Source organism: Noviherbaspirillum sp., assembly GCF_036846085.1.
Classification (GTDB): Bacteria; Pseudomonadota; Gammaproteobacteria; order Burkholderiales; family Burkholderiaceae_D; genus Noviherbaspirillum.
In genome coordinates this window covers 1-16,219 of sequence record NZ_DAIUCO010000105.1, presented here as the reverse complement: position 1 = coordinate 16,219, position 16,219 = coordinate 1, and the positions used below count along the sequence as shown (strand labels likewise).

The window sequence follows — 16,219 nt, the reverse complement described above, 5'->3', positions numbered from 1 at the left end:
GATGATGACGGATACCACGCGCCTGCAGCAGATCCTGAAGAACCTGTTGTCAAACGCCTTCAAGTTCACACCGAATGGCAAGGTGGACCTGCGCATCGGCCTGGTCGACAGCGGATGGACCGCCGATCATCCGAACCTTGCGCATGCCGATGCGGTACTCGCCTTCTCGGTGACGGACACCGGCGTCGGTATTGCTTCGGACAAGCTGCAGCTGATCTTCGAAGCGTTCCAGCAGGCGGACGGCAGTACGGCGCGCAAGTACGGCGGCACCGGCCTCGGCCTGTCGATCAGCCGCGAACTCGCGCGCCTGCTGTCCGGCGAAATCCGGGTGGAAAGCGAGCTGGGTGTCGGCAGCACGTTCACCTTGTACCTGCCTTACAGCCGCGAAGGATTCGTCAATACCGACTTGCCATGCCAGCTCAATTCGCAGACGCCTGTCCTCAAGGCCAATGTGGTGTACGCCAGCGAGCGCAAGACCCTGCCGGACGCAACGGAGGCGGAAACGATGCCTGTTGCCGAGCAGCCCGCGGATGACGTGTCCGAAGAGTTGTCCGAAGTGGCATTCGACGACCGGGCGCTGGTCGCGCCAGGGGATCCGGCGGTGCTGATTGTCGAGGACGACCAGCGGTTTGCCAAGTCTCTGCTCGATCATGCCCGGGAACAAAACTTCAAGGGCATCGTGACCATGCAGGCCGATTCGGCGCTGACGCTGACGCGCGATTATCTCCCCACCGCCATTCTGCTCGACATCGACCAGCCCGACATGGACGGCCTGGCGGTCCTCGACAGGCTCAAGCGCGACCCGGCGACGCGCCATATCCCGGTGCACGTCATGTCGGAGCAGAAAGAGCGGGAACGTGCGCTACGACAGGGCGCGATCTCCTTCCTCGACAAGCCGGTGAGCGCCGCCCGCATGCAGGAAGAATTCAGCCGTATCCAGCATTTCGTAACCGGCGGCAAGCGCAACCTGCTCATCGTCGAGGACGATCCGGTGCAGCGCGAGGCGGTCATCGCCCTGGTCGGTCATGAAGATGTCCGCATCAAGTCTGCAGGAACTGGCAAGGAAGCGCTCGATCTTCTGAAGAAAATGCGTTTCGATTGCATGATCCTCGACCTGACGCTGCCGGACATCGACGGCTTCGACCTGCTCGACCGGATCAGCGCAGACGACAGCCTGCGTGACCTGCCGATCGTGATCAATACCGCCGCGGAACTCGACAAGGAACAGGTCGTGCGGCTGCAGCGGATCGCCAAGACGGTGGTGATGAAGGATGCACGCTCCCCGGAACGGCTGGTTGCCGAAACCGCCCTCTTCCTGCATCGCTCGCACGCCAGCCTCACTGACGTGCAGCGCCGCATGCTGGATGAAGTCAATGCATCGGATGCCGGCCTCGCCGGGCGCAAGGTGCTGGTGGTCGATGACGACCTGCGCAACATTTTCGCGCTCAGCTCGGTCCTGGAGCGGCATGAAATGAAGGTGCTGTATGCGGAAAACGGGCGCGACGGCATCGAAGTGCTGCAATCCGACCCGGAGATCGAGATCGTGCTGATGGACATCATGATGCCGGAGATGGACGGCTACGACACGATGCGGGCCATCCGCCGCATCCCGCGCTTCAAGTCGCTGCCGATCATCACCCTCACCGCCAAAGCGATGAAGGGCGACCGCGACAAATGCATCGCGGCGGGTGCCTCGGATTACATCACCAAGCCGGTCGACGTGGCACAGCTGCTGTCGCTGATGCGGGTGTGGGTGCAGAAGTAAATCGTTCAGACAGGCAAAACGGCCCGCATGCAAGCGGGCCGTTTTTGTATGCGACAATTTCGCTCCCCGATAACGACGCACCCAACGAGAAAACCATGGACATCACCATCTACCACAACCCCAATTGCGGCACTTCGCGCAATACGCTGGCGCTGATCCGCAATACCGGCGTTGAACCGAAGATCGTCGATTACCTGGCCAATCCCCCGACCCGCGCGCAGCTCATGGAAATGATCGCCAAAGCCGGGCTGACGGTACGGCAGGCGATTCGTGAAAAAGGGTCGCCCTACATCGAACTGGGGCTCGACAATCCCGACCTGTCGGACGATGCGCTGCTGGATGCCATGCTTGCGCATCCGATCCTGATCAACCGGCCGTTCGTCGTCACGCCCCAGGCCGTGCGCCTGTGCCGGCCTTCCGAGCTGGTGCTCGACATATTGCCGCTGCCGCAGCTTGCCGCTTTCAACAAGGAGGACGGTGAACCGGTCATCGATGCCAACGGCAATCGGGTCGCCACCTGAGCAAACCCATCCACGCCGGACTCAGGGCTCGGTCTGCTGCAGTTCGGCCTTTCCGGCTTTCTTGGCGTCGAACATCCGCATGTCGGCGACTTTGATGAGGGTATCGATGTCCGGGCCATCCGCGGGAAATTTCGCGACACCGATGGATGCTCCTACCTGGACAGTCAATCCGCCGCCGGTGTCGATCGGCAACTCGACGACCGTCCGCAGTTTTTCGCACACCGCATCGACGGACCGCTGATTGTCGATGCCGTGGAGGTAGACCACGAACTCGTCGCCGCCGAAGCGCGCCACGTCGTCGTACGCGCGCAAGGCTGCCTTGAGGCGGCGCGTAATTTCGATCAGGACCTTGTCGCCGGCATCATGGCCGTGCTCATCGTTGACCTGCTTGAAGCGGTCGAGATCGACGAACAATAGCGTGAACTTGAGAGCATGCTGCCCGACGCCGCTGCGTTGCCGGAACTCGATCTGGGAGATCAGCGACTCCCGGTTCAACACGCCGGTCAGCTTGTCGGTGCGCAGGTTGCGTTCCATCTCCTGGAAGCTCTTGGCAAGCTGCCCGATTTCATCCCCGCGCTGGATGTTCAGGGGCTCAAGCGGCTCACCCTGCCCGATGCTCTGTGCCGCGCGGGTCAGCTTGCGAATGTCGCGCAGCACCCATTGCAGCAGCGAGAAGCCAAGGACCAGTACCATGAACACCGCGACCAGGCCGATCGCAAGACTTTCGAACAGCACGCTCGCCACGTTGCCGATGAAGTCGGAACGCGGTACGGCGACGATGGTGATCCACTCCAGTCCGGCCGGATCGCGCAACAGCGTGGCGCCCACCTGGATCTTGCCTTCGTCGCCGTCGAACTCGCGCGACAACGGGCGTTCGAACGATGCGCCGCTCTGTTGCCAGCGCATGACATTGGCATAGGCCTGCCGCAACAGCGGCGACTCGCTTTGCTCCGCCATCAGGCGTACCAGCGCCTTGTCCTGCAGGCGATAGAGCTTTTCGTTCGTCGACGTGGCGATGACGCCGCCGGACCGCTCAACGATAAACGCCACGCCATTGCGGCTGATGGTGAGTGATTGAAAGAAATCGGTCAGCTGCTTGAGCGATAAGTCGGTGGCCGCGACGCCGATCAATGCTTTGTCGCCGGTCGTCCCGGGGTTCGCATACACCGGCTTGGTGAGCGTGAAGGTGGGTTCCAGCGTGGTGAAGTCCGTGTACACGGCCGACCAGCTTTCCTGCCCCTTGGCAACCGCGTTTTTGAACCAAGGGCGTGACCGCGCATCATAGTTGTCGGTGCGTACGATACCAAGCCGCCGGCCCGGTCCGGACACGCTGTAGACGTTTCGCGGCATGCCGCCGCGTTCCTGCAGGCGAAGTTCGATGCGGTCCGGACGGCGGTTGACGCCGACGAACCGGCCATCGGCCGCGGCGAAATAGACATAATCGTTCGTGGTGGGGAAGAATCCCGTCGCGACCCACATGCGCTGTTCCAGCCTGTCGAGATCATCGTCGAACTGCAGGGTGGTGAAGGTGTTCTCGGACGGCGAGAAGATCGGGTCCGGGGCAACTGCCTGCAGCGCCACCCGGGCGCCCTGCAGGTAGCGCTCGGTCGCCTGGTTCACCCGTTCGACCATGCTGAGCAACACTTCCCTGGAAAACTCCCGTCCGGCACTTTCACCCGAACGGTGGGACGCCCAGTAAATCACGCCGGCAAGGCAGAGGACGAGGATGACGAAAGGAATCACCAGCACCCGCTGCAGGGTGGAATTGGCAAAACCGGTTCGGAAAGTTGGCATGGTTGAACCAATGTACCGCAAAGGTTGCAGTGCATCAACATTCAAGCCGGTATTTGACGCTATAACGAAACGCGTCAAATGCATGGGAAAGCCGGTGATATGATCACCAACGTACCAAATGCACTGATCCGCATCAGTGCGGCGCGCACTGGGTAATCCGCAAAAGGAACTGCTTCATGATCGACCCGCTTCAACCTTCCGCCGCCGGGCCATCGGCATCAAATCGCTCCTCCACCGGTGTGCCGGGATTGGACGAAATCCTCGGCGGTGGCCTTACGACACACCGGCTTTATCTTGTCGAAGGAACCCCCGGCACCGGGAAAACCACGCTGGCCCTGCAATTTCTCCTCGAAGGGGTACGCCAGGGCGAAGAAGGCCTTTACGTCACCCTGTCCGAAACACCGAACGAATTGCGGGCAGTGGCCGCGACGCATGGATGGTCGCTCGACAAGATTCACCTGTTCGAACTGGTCAATGATGCCGGACTCGACCCGGATTCGGAGCAATCCATACTCCACCCGTCTGAAATCGAACTGGGCGAAACCACCAAGGCGGTGATACGGCAGATCGATGCCCTGGGGCCCTCCCGTATCGTCTTCGACAGCCTCTCGGAGATGCGCCTGCTTGCGCAGGACCCGCTGCGCTACCGGCGGCAGATACTCGCGCTGAAGCATTTCTTCTCGACCCGAAACTGCACCGTGCTGATGCTGGACGACAAGACGTCGGAGCCGGGCGACCAGCAACTGCACAGCATCGCCCATGGCGTTATCAGCCTGGACCAGAAGGCGGAGGAATTCGGCGCCGAACGCCGCAAGCTCCGCGTCGTCAAGATGCGCGGCATGCGATTCAGCGGCGGCTTCCATGATTTCGTGCTTGAGACCGGCGGCTTGCGGGTATTCCCGCGCCTCGTGGCGGCGGGCCGTCACCGCGAGTTCACAGCCGTATCCCGTTCCACCGGCGTACCCGAGCTTGACCAAATCCTTGGCGGCGGCCTGGTATCGGGGACCAATACGCTACTGATGGGGCCATCCGGCGTCGGCAAGACGACGACTGCGATGCGATGCATGCTGGCCGCACTGGAACGCGGGGAGCGCGCCGCCTATTTCCTTTTCGACGAAGGCGTGGGAACCTTCATCGCCCGCGGTATCGCGCTGGGCATGGACCTGCGCCCTTACCTTGAGAACGGCAAGCTGAAGATGCACCAGATCGATCCGGCGGAAAAATCGCCCGGCGAATTCGCCGCCCTCATCCATGATGCCGTCAGTGTCGAACGCGTCGAAATGGTTGCCATCGACAGCCTGAACGCCTATCTGCAGGCAATGCCCGGGGAAAAATTCCTGCTGATCCAGATGCATGAGCTGCTGACGTATCTGAACCAGCATGGCATCACCACGCTGCTGGTACTCGGCCAGCATGGGCTCGTGGGCGACATCCGTTCCGACGTCGATCTGAGTTACCTGAGCGATTCGATCCTGGCCTTCCGCTTCTTTGAAGCCAAGGGCAAGATCCTCACCGCGATCTCCGCCGTCAAGAACCGGACCAACGACCATGAACACACGATCCGCGAGTTCCGGCTGACTTCCCGCGGATTGGAAATCGGCGATCCGCTGCAGAATTTCGAGGGCATTCTGTCCGGCCTGCCCGCTTATCGTGGCACTACCGAGATGCTCGGATCGAGCGATTGAACGCATGACACCCGACATCCAGCATATCGAGGAACGCATTCTCGTCCTGGCGCCGAAGGGACGCGACGCGCAGGTAATCGAACGGGTACTCCGGCTCGACGGCTTTCACTGCCATATTTGCGCGAACCATGGTGAATTCACCCGCGAACTCGACGCCGGTGCGGGCACAGCACTGGTGGCGGAGGAAGCGCTGATCGGCGCAGACCTCGGTACGCTCGCCGCCTGGTTGCAGGCCCAGGAACCCTGGTCCGACTTTCCGTTCGTGCTGCTGGTGTCGAAACAGAACGGCCCGCGCCGGGGCGCGGCGCTCGAATTAATGGAGCAGCTCAGCAACGTGATCCTGCTGGAGCGGCCCGTCAATGCCGAAACCCTCGGCAAGGCCGCTTCCTCGGCGCTGCGCGCGCGCAAGCGTCAGTACCAGGCCCGCAGCGAGCTTGAGCAGCGGACCCGCGCCGAAGAACGCCTGCGCATGGCGCTGGAAGCGGGACGACTGGGTTCGTGGGAGTTCGACATGCAGACCCAGAAGCTGGTGGCATCGGACATCTGCAAGGCCAACTTCGGCGTATCGCCTTCGATGCCCTTCAGCTATGCCGATATCGTCGCCGCGGTTCATCCCGACGACCGCCATCTGCATGCCAACATCGTCGAGGCGGCGCTTGCCCAGGGCGCCGACTTCGACATGGAATGCCGCGTCATATGGCCCGACGGATCGGTGCACTGGCTGCAGATGCGCGGCAGGGCCATTCGCGGACCGGACGGCGCACCGGCCTTCATGTCCGGCCTGACGCTCGACATCACTACCCGCATCGAGGCGAACGCCAAACTGCAGGAAAGCCAGCGGGCGCTCGGACAGCTCAACGAGACGCTGGAAAGCCGCATCCAGGAAAGAACCGCCGAACTGGCGCAGCTCAACGATCGCCTGATGAAGGAGATCGGCGAACGCGAACGCACGCAGATGGCGTTGCTGCAGGCGCAGAAAATGGAAGCTGTCGGCCAGCTCACCGGCGGCATCGCGCATGATTTCAACAACCTCCTCAACGTCATCCTCGGCAATGTCGACCTGATCGATCGGCTCGCCAGCGACGAACGCGTCAAGAAAATGGCCGGCACGATCCGCAAGGCGACACAGCGCGGCGCCAAGCTCACCAGCCAGCTGCTGGCGTTTTCACGCAACCAGAGCCTGGACCTGAAAGCGATCGAGCTCCCGACCGTCCTGGAAGGCGTCAAGGACATGCTGTCGGCGTCGCTCGGGTCGGGTATTTCGATCGATTTCGACTGCCCGTCCGACATGCCGCGGGCGCTCGCCGACTTCAATCAGCTTGAACTTGCCGTGCTCAATCTCGCGATCAACGCCAAGGACGCGATGCCAACCGGCGGCACCCTCTCCATACGCGCCGATGTCCGCGCCGCCGAAGGCGGTCTGCTGCCGCCGGGCCGGTATGCCGTGGTGTCCGTCAGCGACACCGGCACCGGCATCGAACCCGACATCCTGAACAAGGTATTCGATCCGTTCTTCACCACCAAGGCTGTCGGCAAGGGAACCGGCCTGGGATTGAGCCAGGTCTACGGCATCGCGCGGCAATCCGGCGGAATTGCACGTATCGACAGCGAACTCGGCCGCGGGACGACTGTGGAAATCTGGCTGCCCCTGGAGCCCGAGCTGGCCGCCGCCAGCACCGCTTCCACGTCTCCCGCCGGCACGCGGAGCGTCGAGCAGGCCCGCATCCTGGTCGTGGAAGACGATGTGGCGGTACGCCAGTTCATGGTCGATTCACTGGAAATACTCGGTTACCGCGTCACCCAGGCCGAAGATGGATTCGCCGGATTGAAGCGGCTGGAAATGGACAACCCGGACCTCCTGATTGCCGATTTCCTGATGCCGGGCATGAACGGCGCCGAGCTGGTGGCCAAGGCGCACGCGGTGCGCCCGGATCTGCCGGTGATCGTGGCGACCGGTTATTTCGACATGCGGGCGCTGGACAAGGTGGTCGGCAGCAGTTTCATTCTCCGGAAGCCATTCCAGCTTGGCGAATTGGCAACCAGCGTGCGCTATGCGCTGTCCGGACTCGCCCATGGCGATGCCGCTCCTTCCCGGCAGGCGCTGGCCGCACCGCCCTGAAACGCTCGACGCTGCCTCCGGACGACCAGCACCCGTTCCAGCGGGACTTTTTTCTGGCGTTTCGCAGTCGGCCGTGCGATGTTCGACCGGAAACAGTGACGTACAGTTAGTCGAAAATCAATATGGCGACCATCGCAACGACTAGACTTGCTGCATGAACAACGGCATCCTAGTTTTTGCCGCCGCAATTCGAGCATTGACAGAATAATTCTGCAGGATATCGATGGCGGCGCGCGGCGAATACCGGAATGGAGCGTCCCGTCGTTGCAATACGCAATTTCGGATGATGCAGACCGGCAGTTCCTTGCGTCATTGCCTCGCCTCCATTGCCACCCATTGTCTTCCTCCGAACATCCTGTTACCGCAACCCACCATCGCATGGCCAAGGATCTCCAGTCAAAGCAGAGCCGGCAACCTGGGGAGGACTCCTCACCCGATGCTCGCCAGCCGCTGGACTGGATGACCCGATGGGTAGGCATATTGCTGCCGGCGCTGGTGTTCATTCTCTCGTCCCTGCTCACCTACGAACTGTGGCGCGACGCCCGCAATAACGCCGAACTGGCGCTGCAAAGCAACTTCGAGTTCCAGACGCGGGAAACGATGCGCCGCATCGAACAGCGCATGCTGGCGTACGAACAGGTTTTGCGTGGCGTGGTCGCGCTGTTTGCGTCATCCGACCAGGTCGAGCGGAACGAATTCGGCAATTATGTCGGCAGGCTGCAGATCGAGCTGAGCTATCCCGGCATCCAGGGTATCGGTTTTGCGGAACTGGTACCGGCGAACCGCAAGCCGGTGCATGTCGACATGATCCGCAAGGAAGGCTTTCCCGGATATGACATCCAGCCGCAGGTGGAAGGACGCGATTTGCATGCGCCGATCGTTTACATCGAACCGTTTTACGGCGACAACCTGCGTGCATTCGGATACGACATGTATTCCGAACCGCAGCGCCGGGCGGCGATGGACCTGGCACGCGACAGCGGCAAGGCAGCATTGTCCGGCAAGGTGACGCTGGTACAGGAGGGCGCCACCACGGGGAGGCCCGGTTTTCTGATGTACCTGCCCGTCTATCGCAATGGCGTCAGCATCGAGACGATCAGGGAGCGGCGCGAAGCCCTGATCGGCTGGGTATATGCGCCCTTCCGGATGGACGACCTGATGGTCGGCCTGCAGGATGAACAGGCACGCGATCTCGATCTCGAGATCTACGACGGCTCGGCCATCGTGCAGGAACAGCGCATGTACGACGCCATCCTCGATATCGACGCCGACGCGTCGAACGGCAACCTGAACAGCATCGGCATCCTCGACATCGCACAGCACATGTGGACCGTCGCGATGACCTCCACACCCGGCTTCGTCCAGCGCTTCGACCAGGACCGGTCGCCGCTGATCATCCGCGGCGGGCTCAGCATCGCGCTGCTGCTGACCTTGCTGACCTGGCTGCTTCTGGACGACCGCGCCCGTTCCCTGCAATCCGCGGAACAGGCGATGCGACTGGCCCTCTACGATACGATGACCGGCCTGCCCAACCGCAAACTGGTCAGCGAGCGCCTCGGCCGCTCCCTGATCGATGCCCGGCGCGCCAGGACCAGGGTGGGACTTATGTTCCTCGACCTGGACCGTTTCAAGCCGGTCAACGATGACTTCGGCCATGCGGTGGGCGACCTGCTGCTGCGCGAAGTCGCCAACCGGCTGCAACATTGCAAGCGCGAATCGGACACCGCCGCCCGCCTCGGCGGCGACGAGTTCGTCGTGCTGCTGCCGCGGGTCGACAGCGACGAAGGCGCCCTGGTGGTCGCTCACAAGATACTGCAGGCGCTGGAACAGCCTTTCGATATCGCCGGCCATACCTTCCATATCTCGGCCAGCATCGGCGTCGCTTTTTACCCCGATCACGGCACGGACGAAAAATCCCTGATGAAGAACGCCGACGCGGCCATGTACGACGCCAAGAAGAACGGGCGCAACGGCGTCAGCGTGTACCAGGCGGACACTGCCGCTTCATGAACGCGGATGCCGGTTGACTGGCCTACCCTCGCGGTCAACGGGCGTCGGCGCGACGGTATCGGGAACGGATCAGGACTTCATCGGTTTCAGCCGCAATTCACCGCTCAGCATCGGCTTGACCAGTATCTTGTAGGCGTCCACATCGAAGCCGCCCTTCGCCGGCCGCCTGACGGGCCTGCCGCCCTTCCTGTGATCGATCGTGCCGACGTAGAACCAGTGATCGACGATATGCGTTTGCCGCCAGCCGTCGCACTCTTCCTCGATGCCGACCGCGCCGGGATAGGGCCATACCACCACGCGCATATGCTGCAGCGCCGCCAGGAGGCGGGCATCATGCAGTTCGACCGATTCGGCGCCGCAGCAGGCGCCGGCGCAACGGGCGATCTGGTGCGCGAAGCAGGCGCGGCCGCGTACCGCCGATTCAAGTCCGGTCAGCGCCGGGCACAGCCGATGTTCCAGCACGATTTCCCTCAGCCGCTCGACGGCGGCGCGCCGGGTCGCGAACAAGCCGAACAATCCGTCGGTGCGGGCGAAATCATGATCCCGCGCGAACACGACTTCCGGCACCAGCCCGCGCGGGCCGGGCTGCAGGCGAAAGGTGCACATTTCCCGCCGCCGCAACAGTTTCTTGTTGTGCAGCGGTTGCATGTCCTTGATCAGCTTCGACTCCAGCAGCAGCGCGCCAATCTCGCCGGCGGTGCGCTGGAATTCGACGTAGCGGCTCTGCTCCAGCATGCGTGCCTCTTCCGGCGTACGCAGATGGGAGAGCACGCGGGAGCGGATATTGACGCTCTTGCCGATGTAGAGGGGCCGGTCGTTTTCGTCGCGAAAGATATAGATGCCGGGACGCGACGGCAGTGCGTCGATGCTGTCTCGGTCGATATGGGTCGGATACACGAAACTGCTTGCCGGGTTAAGCATGGGCAGCAGTCCGACTGCGGAGATACGTGGCGGCATGACGATGAATGACATCCGGATAGCCCGGCCGGATGCAGGAGGTCGACCGGCGTCGGGCGGGGCCATTTTACTGGATGCGCATCCAGTAAGCGATGTCGGATTTATCATGAACCGCTGATTTTCGGTCCATGTTTCAGCCTGTCAAGAAAGGGACGAAGACAGACGTGCCCTCTTCCGCGCGCCGCCGCGTGTATGTCCTACAGCTTCGTACCCGCGAACAACCGCCCGTTGGTCCGGTCCTCGCGCATCGTGCCGATCAGCAGGCGCCGGCTGGTGGTGTCGTACTGGCCGATCCCGGTGAACGTGACTGCCGGCGTATTGCAGGACAGCGTGATCGTGTAGAGGTTGCCCTTCGCACGCGCCGCAGCCGTACCCGTGCAGGGTGCATTGGTCATGGTGATTGCGCCGGTGGACGAAATGGTCAGGTTGGTAACGGGCCCGCCGGCGACGGCGGTCGATTCCGCAAGAAAGCCGTTGTACGTGCCGGCGATGATATCCAGCCCTGGTTTCGCTTCGTACGCGGTGTCGTAATTGGTGGTGAACGTCACTGTCTGGTTGGTGGTGGTCGTATTCCAGCTACCGTTGAACGTTTTCTTTTGCACGTAACTGGCGGAGACGGTGGTCGCCAGCACGCCAAGGCCTTCGATATTCAAATCGCGCGAGTTCGACGACGTGTAGCTGCCATTCAGCGACGCGCCTGTGCCCTGCAGGAAGCCCCTGATCAGCGTCGGCTGGTTGATGGCCGAATAAAACACGTAGTGGGTGCTGTCTTCCAGCACCAGCGCGGTCAGGGTGCGGCCGGTGTTGGTGGTGCCGCTGTACAGGCCTTCGGCGCCGGTGAGCGTGATGGATGCGGGCGGCGGTGTTTTGAAGAACAGATCCTGGCCGCCGCAGGCGGACAGCAGAGACGCGCCGGCGATGGCGGCGCAAGCGGACAAGACGGCGGACAGAAGTGGCGAAGCAGACATGGAGGTTCCCGATGGGTCCTTGCGGACAGACGAAGAGAGTCTACCTGCCTGCGGGCAAGGTGAAAACAGCACGGTGCGGCTTTCGGCCGATTATTGCGCTGTTTGCAGGGGAGAACCTGTTAAAGGAAGTTGAAAAGCGACAGATTCGATGTCTTCACGAACGATTGCTGGGCTGCTTCGAGCATGATCTTCTGCTTCGACAGCTCGGTAATGGCCTTGGTGTAATCCAGTCCCTGCAATTCTTCCAGTTGCTGCGCATATTGAAGCCCGACATCTTCGCCCTGGCTGTCCAGCGTTTCCATTTCCTTGAGGCGGATGCCGACCGACGCCCGGACCGTGAGCACGTTGTCGAGCGCATTGCCGGCATTGTTGTTCGCCGCCGCCAGCCCCATCGACAGGCGCGCCTGGTCCGCCGGGCTGTTGACCGGTGCATTGAGCAGGTTCACCAGCTCGGTCATGCTGGTAAAGACGCTTTGGTTGCCGCTCGGACGGACCGTGAACTGGTCGCCGTTGGCCGGACTGCCCTTGATATCGAACTGGATGCCGTCGAAGGTGATGGTTTCGCCGCTGACGTAGGGCGTGGCGGCCGACAGGGTCGCGCCGGTTGTGGTGTTGACGACCGCATAGGTAGGAGCCGAGCCGGGGACGGTGGTGAACGTCACGCTGTAATTGTTGCCGGTGAGTGCCGCCGCATTGGCGATCGATCCTGTCGACGCAACGCCGGTCCCGGTGTTGGCCGGGTTGGCGCCGGTGACGAAGGTGCCGTTTCCTGTTTTGGCGGATTCAAAGATGGCCGCGCCGGTGTCGCTGACCGGCATTTTTCGTGCCGAACCGACCTGCGCCATCCGTTGTCCCTGGTCGCCGTTGTACTGCGCGCCGGTGGCGGTCTGCGCGAACGGCTGCACATTGGTCTGGAAACCCGAGAAGAGGTAATTGCCGGCGCCGTCGCGGCTGTTTGCAAGGCTGAGCATCTCGTCGCGGATGCCGGCAAGTTCAGTGGCGATGAACTGCCGCTGTTTGCCGTCGAGCGCCGGATTGCCGGCCTGGACGACCAGTGTCTTCACATCCTGCAACAGGCTGGTGACGCTCTGCAGCACGCTTTCTTCCAGCGACAGCGACGCTGCGGCGTTCTGCCGGTTGATCGCGAATTGCTCGTTGGCCGATTTCGATTGCGATACCACCAGGGCCTGCGCCGCCGCGACGGGATCGTCGGCAGGCGTCAGTATGCGGCGGCCGGTCGAGATCTGGTCCTGCACCTTGGCGAGGCTGGACTGCATCTCGCTGAGGCGGGTCGACCCGCTTTCGAACATCATGTTGGTGCTGATGCGCATGATTGTGATTCCTTATTGCTCTAAGCCTGTCGGTCCCGCAGGAAAACACGAAGCCGTACCGGCCACGTCGTTCACGTCAATTTCCCAGATTCAGCAGCAGTTCGAAAAGCTGGCCGGCCGTCTGCATGACTTTGCCGGCCGCCTGGTAAGCCTGCTGGTAGCGCATCAGGTTCGCGGCTTCTTCGTCGAGATTCACGCCGGACTCCGCCTGCTGTGCCGCAACCGCCTGCGCCAGAAACTTGCTCTCCGCCTTGCCGGTGACTTCCACTTCACGCGTCTTGTTGCCGACCTGGCTCACGAGCTGCGCATAGGCCCCCTGGTAACTCGCCGTGCCGTTGCCCAGTGTATTGGCGGTCTGCTGCGCCGCCATCAGCAGCGCATTCCGGTTGTCGCCGGCGCCGTTGGTATTCGGCCCGATGCTGAAGGAGTCCCCGTTGGCGGGAGAGCCGTTGAGCTGTACTGTCCAGCCGTTGTACGTAATGTTGCCACCCGGGGTGTACGCCACGCCGACCGGGTTGCCGGTACCGGTGCCGGTGACATTGAACGTTGTCGCCGAGGTGAAGGTGATGGTGACCGGCTGCTGCAGGTTGGCGTTGGTCGGTGGCGGACCGTTGACCGTGCCGGCGCTGATCGTGCCGGTGCCGGTGTTCGTCAGCGGCGCCGCCGTGCGGATAGGTGCGGCGGCGGCGATCTTGGATACGTCGTTGATCGCCACGCCGAATTCGCTCGCGCCGTTCACCGTCGGCTTGATGACATATTCATCGCCGGCGGCGAAGGCGCCGGAGGCGATATTGAAGCTGACGCCGTCGATGGCCCCCGGCGGGAATGCCGCATTCGAGTAGCGCACCGAGTTATCGGACAGGCGGGTGACGACGTAATTGCCGCCGGTAAGCTGCAGGCGGTAATTGCTGGTCGTGAGGGCATTGGCGTCGGTGACGGTGGCGCCGACCACGGCGTTGCCCGTATTGGCCGTGCCGGCGCGCACATCGGGCGCGCCGACCCGGAAGAAACTGCCGCCGAGCGCGCCGGTCAGATCCTGGCCGAGGGCGTGCTGGGCGTTGAAGGTCATTGCCAGCCCGGTGGCGATCCGGCCGAGTGAATTCTGGGCCAGGTCCAGCGTCTTGGATCGGAATTCCAGCAAGCCGCCGAGCTTGCCTCCGGCCAGGCTGCTGTCCGCCAGCTCGATCATCTCCCCGTTGGCGACATAGCCTACCGCCGTGCGGCTCGGGTCGCTTGCCGATGTGGTCGACACCAGGTCATAGGTTTTTGCGCCGACGACGACCGGCTGGCCGTTGCCGATGAAGACGTTATAGGTATTGCCCTGCTTGACGACGGTCGTCTTGATTTCCTTGCTCAGTTCCGCAATGGCGTAATCGCGCTGGTCGAGCAGGTCGTTGGATGCGCGGCCGTCGCTGTTGCCCTGCGCTTTTTCGATCGTGTCATTGAGCTTGGCAATCTGTTTCGCATAGACGTTGATGGTGTCGACGCTGGTGCCGATCTGGCTGCGCAGCCCGGCTTCGGCTTCCTTCAACTGGCCGTCGAGCCCCTGGAAACGTGCCGCCAGGGTTTCGGCGGACGACAGCGCGGTCTGGCGGGCGGCGGTCGACGAGGGATTGGACGCCATGTCCTGCATACCCTTGAAGAAATCCTGCAGAACCGGAGACAGGCCGGAGACCGAGTCGGCGAACTGGTTATTGATGCGGCTGATCTGCGCATAGTAGGTATCGAGCTGGTACTTCGTGCTCTGCGCGGTCGTGACCTGCGTATTCAGGAACTCGTTGTAGACCCGCTTGACGTCGGAAACCTGCGTGCCTTTGCCGACGTAACCGAAACCGGTATCCTGCGATCCGGCGGAAGTCTGTATCACCACCTGCCGGGTATAACCGGGGGTGGACGCATTGGCAATATTGTGGCCGGTCGTTACCAGCCCTGCCTGGGCGGCTGCGAGACCGCTTTGCCCTACACCGAGGATTCCTGAGCCCATGTTGTCGTCTTCTTTCGTGCGATAACTTCATCAACGGCAGCCGGCGCAAAAACTTGAATCCGCCCGGCGAAACGGATCTGCACGCCTCTGTGTTATCAAGCCGACAATGAATGATTGATAATGCGCGTCAGCTTCGCCGCATAGTTCGGGTCGGTTGCGTAGCCCGCCTTCTGCAGGCCCTGCGCGAAACCGGCGACATCGGTGGCGTTGGCCAATACTTTTTCATAACGCGGATTGTTCTTCAGCAGCTTTGCGTAATCCCGGAACGCATCAGCATAGGAATCGTAAGCGCGGAACTTCTCTATCTTCGTCTGCGGCACGCCATTGACATATTCCGTCGTGGCGGTTTCCACCACCCGTCCGTTCCAGCCGCCGGTCGCCTTGATGCCGAACAGGTTATGGCTGGTGGTGCCATCGGCGGCGCGGATCTCGCGCTTGCCCCAGCCGCTTTCCAGCGCCGCCTGGCCGAGCATGAATTTCGCCGGAATGCCGGTGGCGCGGCTGGCTTCATCGGCATGTGCGCCAAGCCGTTCCTGGAACTCCCGCACATGCGCCGGCCTGGACGAATTCGATCGCGCGCCGTCCACCGCCGAGGATGGCGGCATCGGCGCCGCCGGCGGGATCACCGGTGCGCCGATCGCGGGCAGCGCCGCTTCCGGCGATCCGCCTTGCTCTTCCGCCATGCGGGTGTTGACCACGCTGGACAACTGCCGGATCAGCACATCGGCCAGGCCAATGCCGCGCGACGCCATGGTCTGGCTCAACTGCTGGTCGAGCATCGAGGTGTACATCTTGCTTTGCTGGCTGTCGAACATGCCTTCCTGCGGCGTAGCTTCACGCATGCTTTTCAGGACCATGTTCATGAACAGCGCCTCGAACTGCTTGGCGGTGGCCTTCAATGCCTCCGGCGAATTGTCGCGCGCAGCCTGGCGCAACGCGCCGACGTCTTTGACGTCGATGGCCAGTCTTGCGGATGCGTCGGTGGGGTTGATCATGGATTGTACGGGGTCAATGTATCGCCGGACGGTCCCCTCCCCCTTTCAGGGGGAGGGCTAGGGTGGGGGTAGTGAGGTCGAGTTGCGCCC

General features: G+C 62.3%; 11 protein-coding genes. 5 read left to right on the top strand and 6 right to left on the bottom strand.

What is annotated here, in order from left to right; translation table 11 throughout:
- Together V7080_RS13495 and arsC are read left to right on the top strand one after the other, a co-directional pair.
- The coding region (locus V7080_RS13495; RefSeq protein WP_334188909.1) for a response regulator at nt 1-1,765 on the top strand (1,765 nt) is incomplete at its 5' end.
- Between the two features lie 95 nt (nt 1,766-1,860).
- Entirely contained in the window at nt 1,861-2,286 is a 426-nt protein-coding gene (gene arsC / locus V7080_RS13490; RefSeq protein WP_334188908.1) for an arsenate reductase (glutaredoxin), read from the top strand.
- 21 nt (nt 2,287-2,307) lie between these two features.
- Here the strand turns inward: arsC and V7080_RS13485 are convergent, their stop codons facing one another.
- Nucleotides 2,308-4,080: a sensor domain-containing diguanylate cyclase gene (locus tag V7080_RS13485; protein WP_334188907.1), complete on the bottom strand. Its 1,773-nt coding sequence runs from the start codon at nt 4,078-4,080 to the stop codon at nt 2,308-2,310.
- 176 nt (nt 4,081-4,256) lie between these two features.
- Here V7080_RS13485 and V7080_RS13480 point away from each other — a divergent pair, with 176 nt between their 5' ends.
- The 3 genes from V7080_RS13480 (at nt 4,257) to V7080_RS13470 (ending at nt 9,894) form a co-directional block, all read left to right on the top strand.
- Nucleotides 4,257-5,765: an ATPase domain-containing protein gene (locus tag V7080_RS13480; protein ID WP_334188906.1), complete on the top strand. Its 1,509-nt coding sequence runs from the start codon at nt 4,257-4,259 to the stop codon at nt 5,763-5,765.
- 4 nt (nt 5,766-5,769) lie between these two features.
- Nucleotides 5,770-7,884 carry a hybrid sensor histidine kinase/response regulator gene (locus tag V7080_RS13475; protein WP_334188905.1) on the top strand — a complete coding sequence of 705 codons (2,115 nt, stop codon included), beginning with the start codon at nt 5,770-5,772 and terminating at the stop codon, nt 7,882-7,884.
- A 378-nt stretch (nt 7,885-8,262) separates the two neighbouring features.
- Nucleotides 8,263-9,894, top strand: coding sequence for a CHASE domain-containing protein (locus V7080_RS13470; RefSeq protein WP_334188904.1), 1,632 nt, complete (start codon nt 8,263-8,265; stop codon nt 9,892-9,894).
- A gap of 69 nt (nt 9,895-9,963) precedes the next feature.
- Here the strand turns inward: V7080_RS13470 and V7080_RS13465 are convergent, their stop codons facing one another.
- The 5 genes from V7080_RS13465 to flgJ form a co-directional block, all read right to left on the bottom strand.
- Nucleotides 9,964-10,866, bottom strand: coding sequence for an endonuclease (locus tag V7080_RS13465; protein WP_334188903.1), 903 nt, complete (start codon nt 10,864-10,866; stop codon nt 9,964-9,966).
- 182 nt (nt 10,867-11,048) lie between these two features.
- A complete protein-coding gene (locus tag V7080_RS13460; RefSeq protein ID WP_334188902.1) occupies nt 11,049-11,819 on the bottom strand; it encodes a hypothetical protein in 771 nt (256 codons plus the stop codon).
- A 119-nt stretch (nt 11,820-11,938) separates the two neighbouring features.
- Nucleotides 11,939-13,150: a flagellar hook-associated protein FlgL gene (gene flgL / locus V7080_RS13455; RefSeq protein WP_334188901.1), complete on the bottom strand. Its 1,212-nt coding sequence runs from the start codon at nt 13,148-13,150 to the stop codon at nt 11,939-11,941.
- A gap of 76 nt (nt 13,151-13,226) precedes the next feature.
- Entirely contained in the window at nt 13,227-15,134 is a 1,908-nt protein-coding gene (gene flgK / locus V7080_RS13450) for a flagellar hook-associated protein FlgK (RefSeq protein WP_334188900.1), read from the bottom strand.
- A 95-nt stretch (nt 15,135-15,229) separates the two neighbouring features.
- On the bottom strand, nt 15,230-16,129 hold the full coding sequence (gene flgJ, locus V7080_RS13445; protein ID WP_334188899.1) for a flagellar assembly peptidoglycan hydrolase FlgJ: 900 nt from the start codon (nt 16,127-16,129) through the stop codon (nt 15,230-15,232).
- Between the last annotated feature and the right edge of the window lie 90 nt (nt 16,130-16,219).

Excerpts from the sequence above, each read along its gene's own strand:
- arsC (WP_334188908.1), top strand. The coding sequence starts at position 1,861 with ATGGACATCACCATCTACCACAACCCCAATTGCGGCACTTCGCGCAAT.
- V7080_RS13485 (WP_334188907.1), bottom strand. The coding sequence starts at position 4,080 with ATGCCAACTTTCCGAACCGGTTTTGCCAATTCCACCCTGCAGCGGGTG.
- V7080_RS13480 (WP_334188906.1), top strand. The coding sequence starts at position 4,257 with ATGATCGACCCGCTTCAACCTTCCGCCGCCGGGCCATCGGCATCAAAT.
- V7080_RS13475 (WP_334188905.1), top strand. The coding sequence starts at position 5,770 with ATGACACCCGACATCCAGCATATCGAGGAACGCATTCTCGTCCTGGCG.
- V7080_RS13470 (WP_334188904.1), top strand. The coding sequence starts at position 8,263 with ATGGCCAAGGATCTCCAGTCAAAGCAGAGCCGGCAACCTGGGGAGGAC.
- V7080_RS13465 (WP_334188903.1), bottom strand. The coding sequence starts at position 10,866 with ATGTCATTCATCGTCATGCCGCCACGTATCTCCGCAGTCGGACTGCTG.
- V7080_RS13460 (WP_334188902.1), bottom strand. The coding sequence starts at position 11,819 with ATGTCTGCTTCGCCACTTCTGTCCGCCGTCTTGTCCGCTTGCGCCGCC.
- flgL (WP_334188901.1), bottom strand. The coding sequence starts at position 13,150 with ATGCGCATCAGCACCAACATGATGTTCGAAAGCGGGTCGACCCGCCTC.
- flgK (WP_334188900.1), bottom strand. The coding sequence starts at position 15,134 with ATGGGCTCAGGAATCCTCGGTGTAGGGCAAAGCGGTCTCGCAGCCGCC.
- flgJ (WP_334188899.1), bottom strand. The coding sequence starts at position 16,129 with ATGATCAACCCCACCGACGCATCCGCAAGACTGGCCATCGACGTCAAA.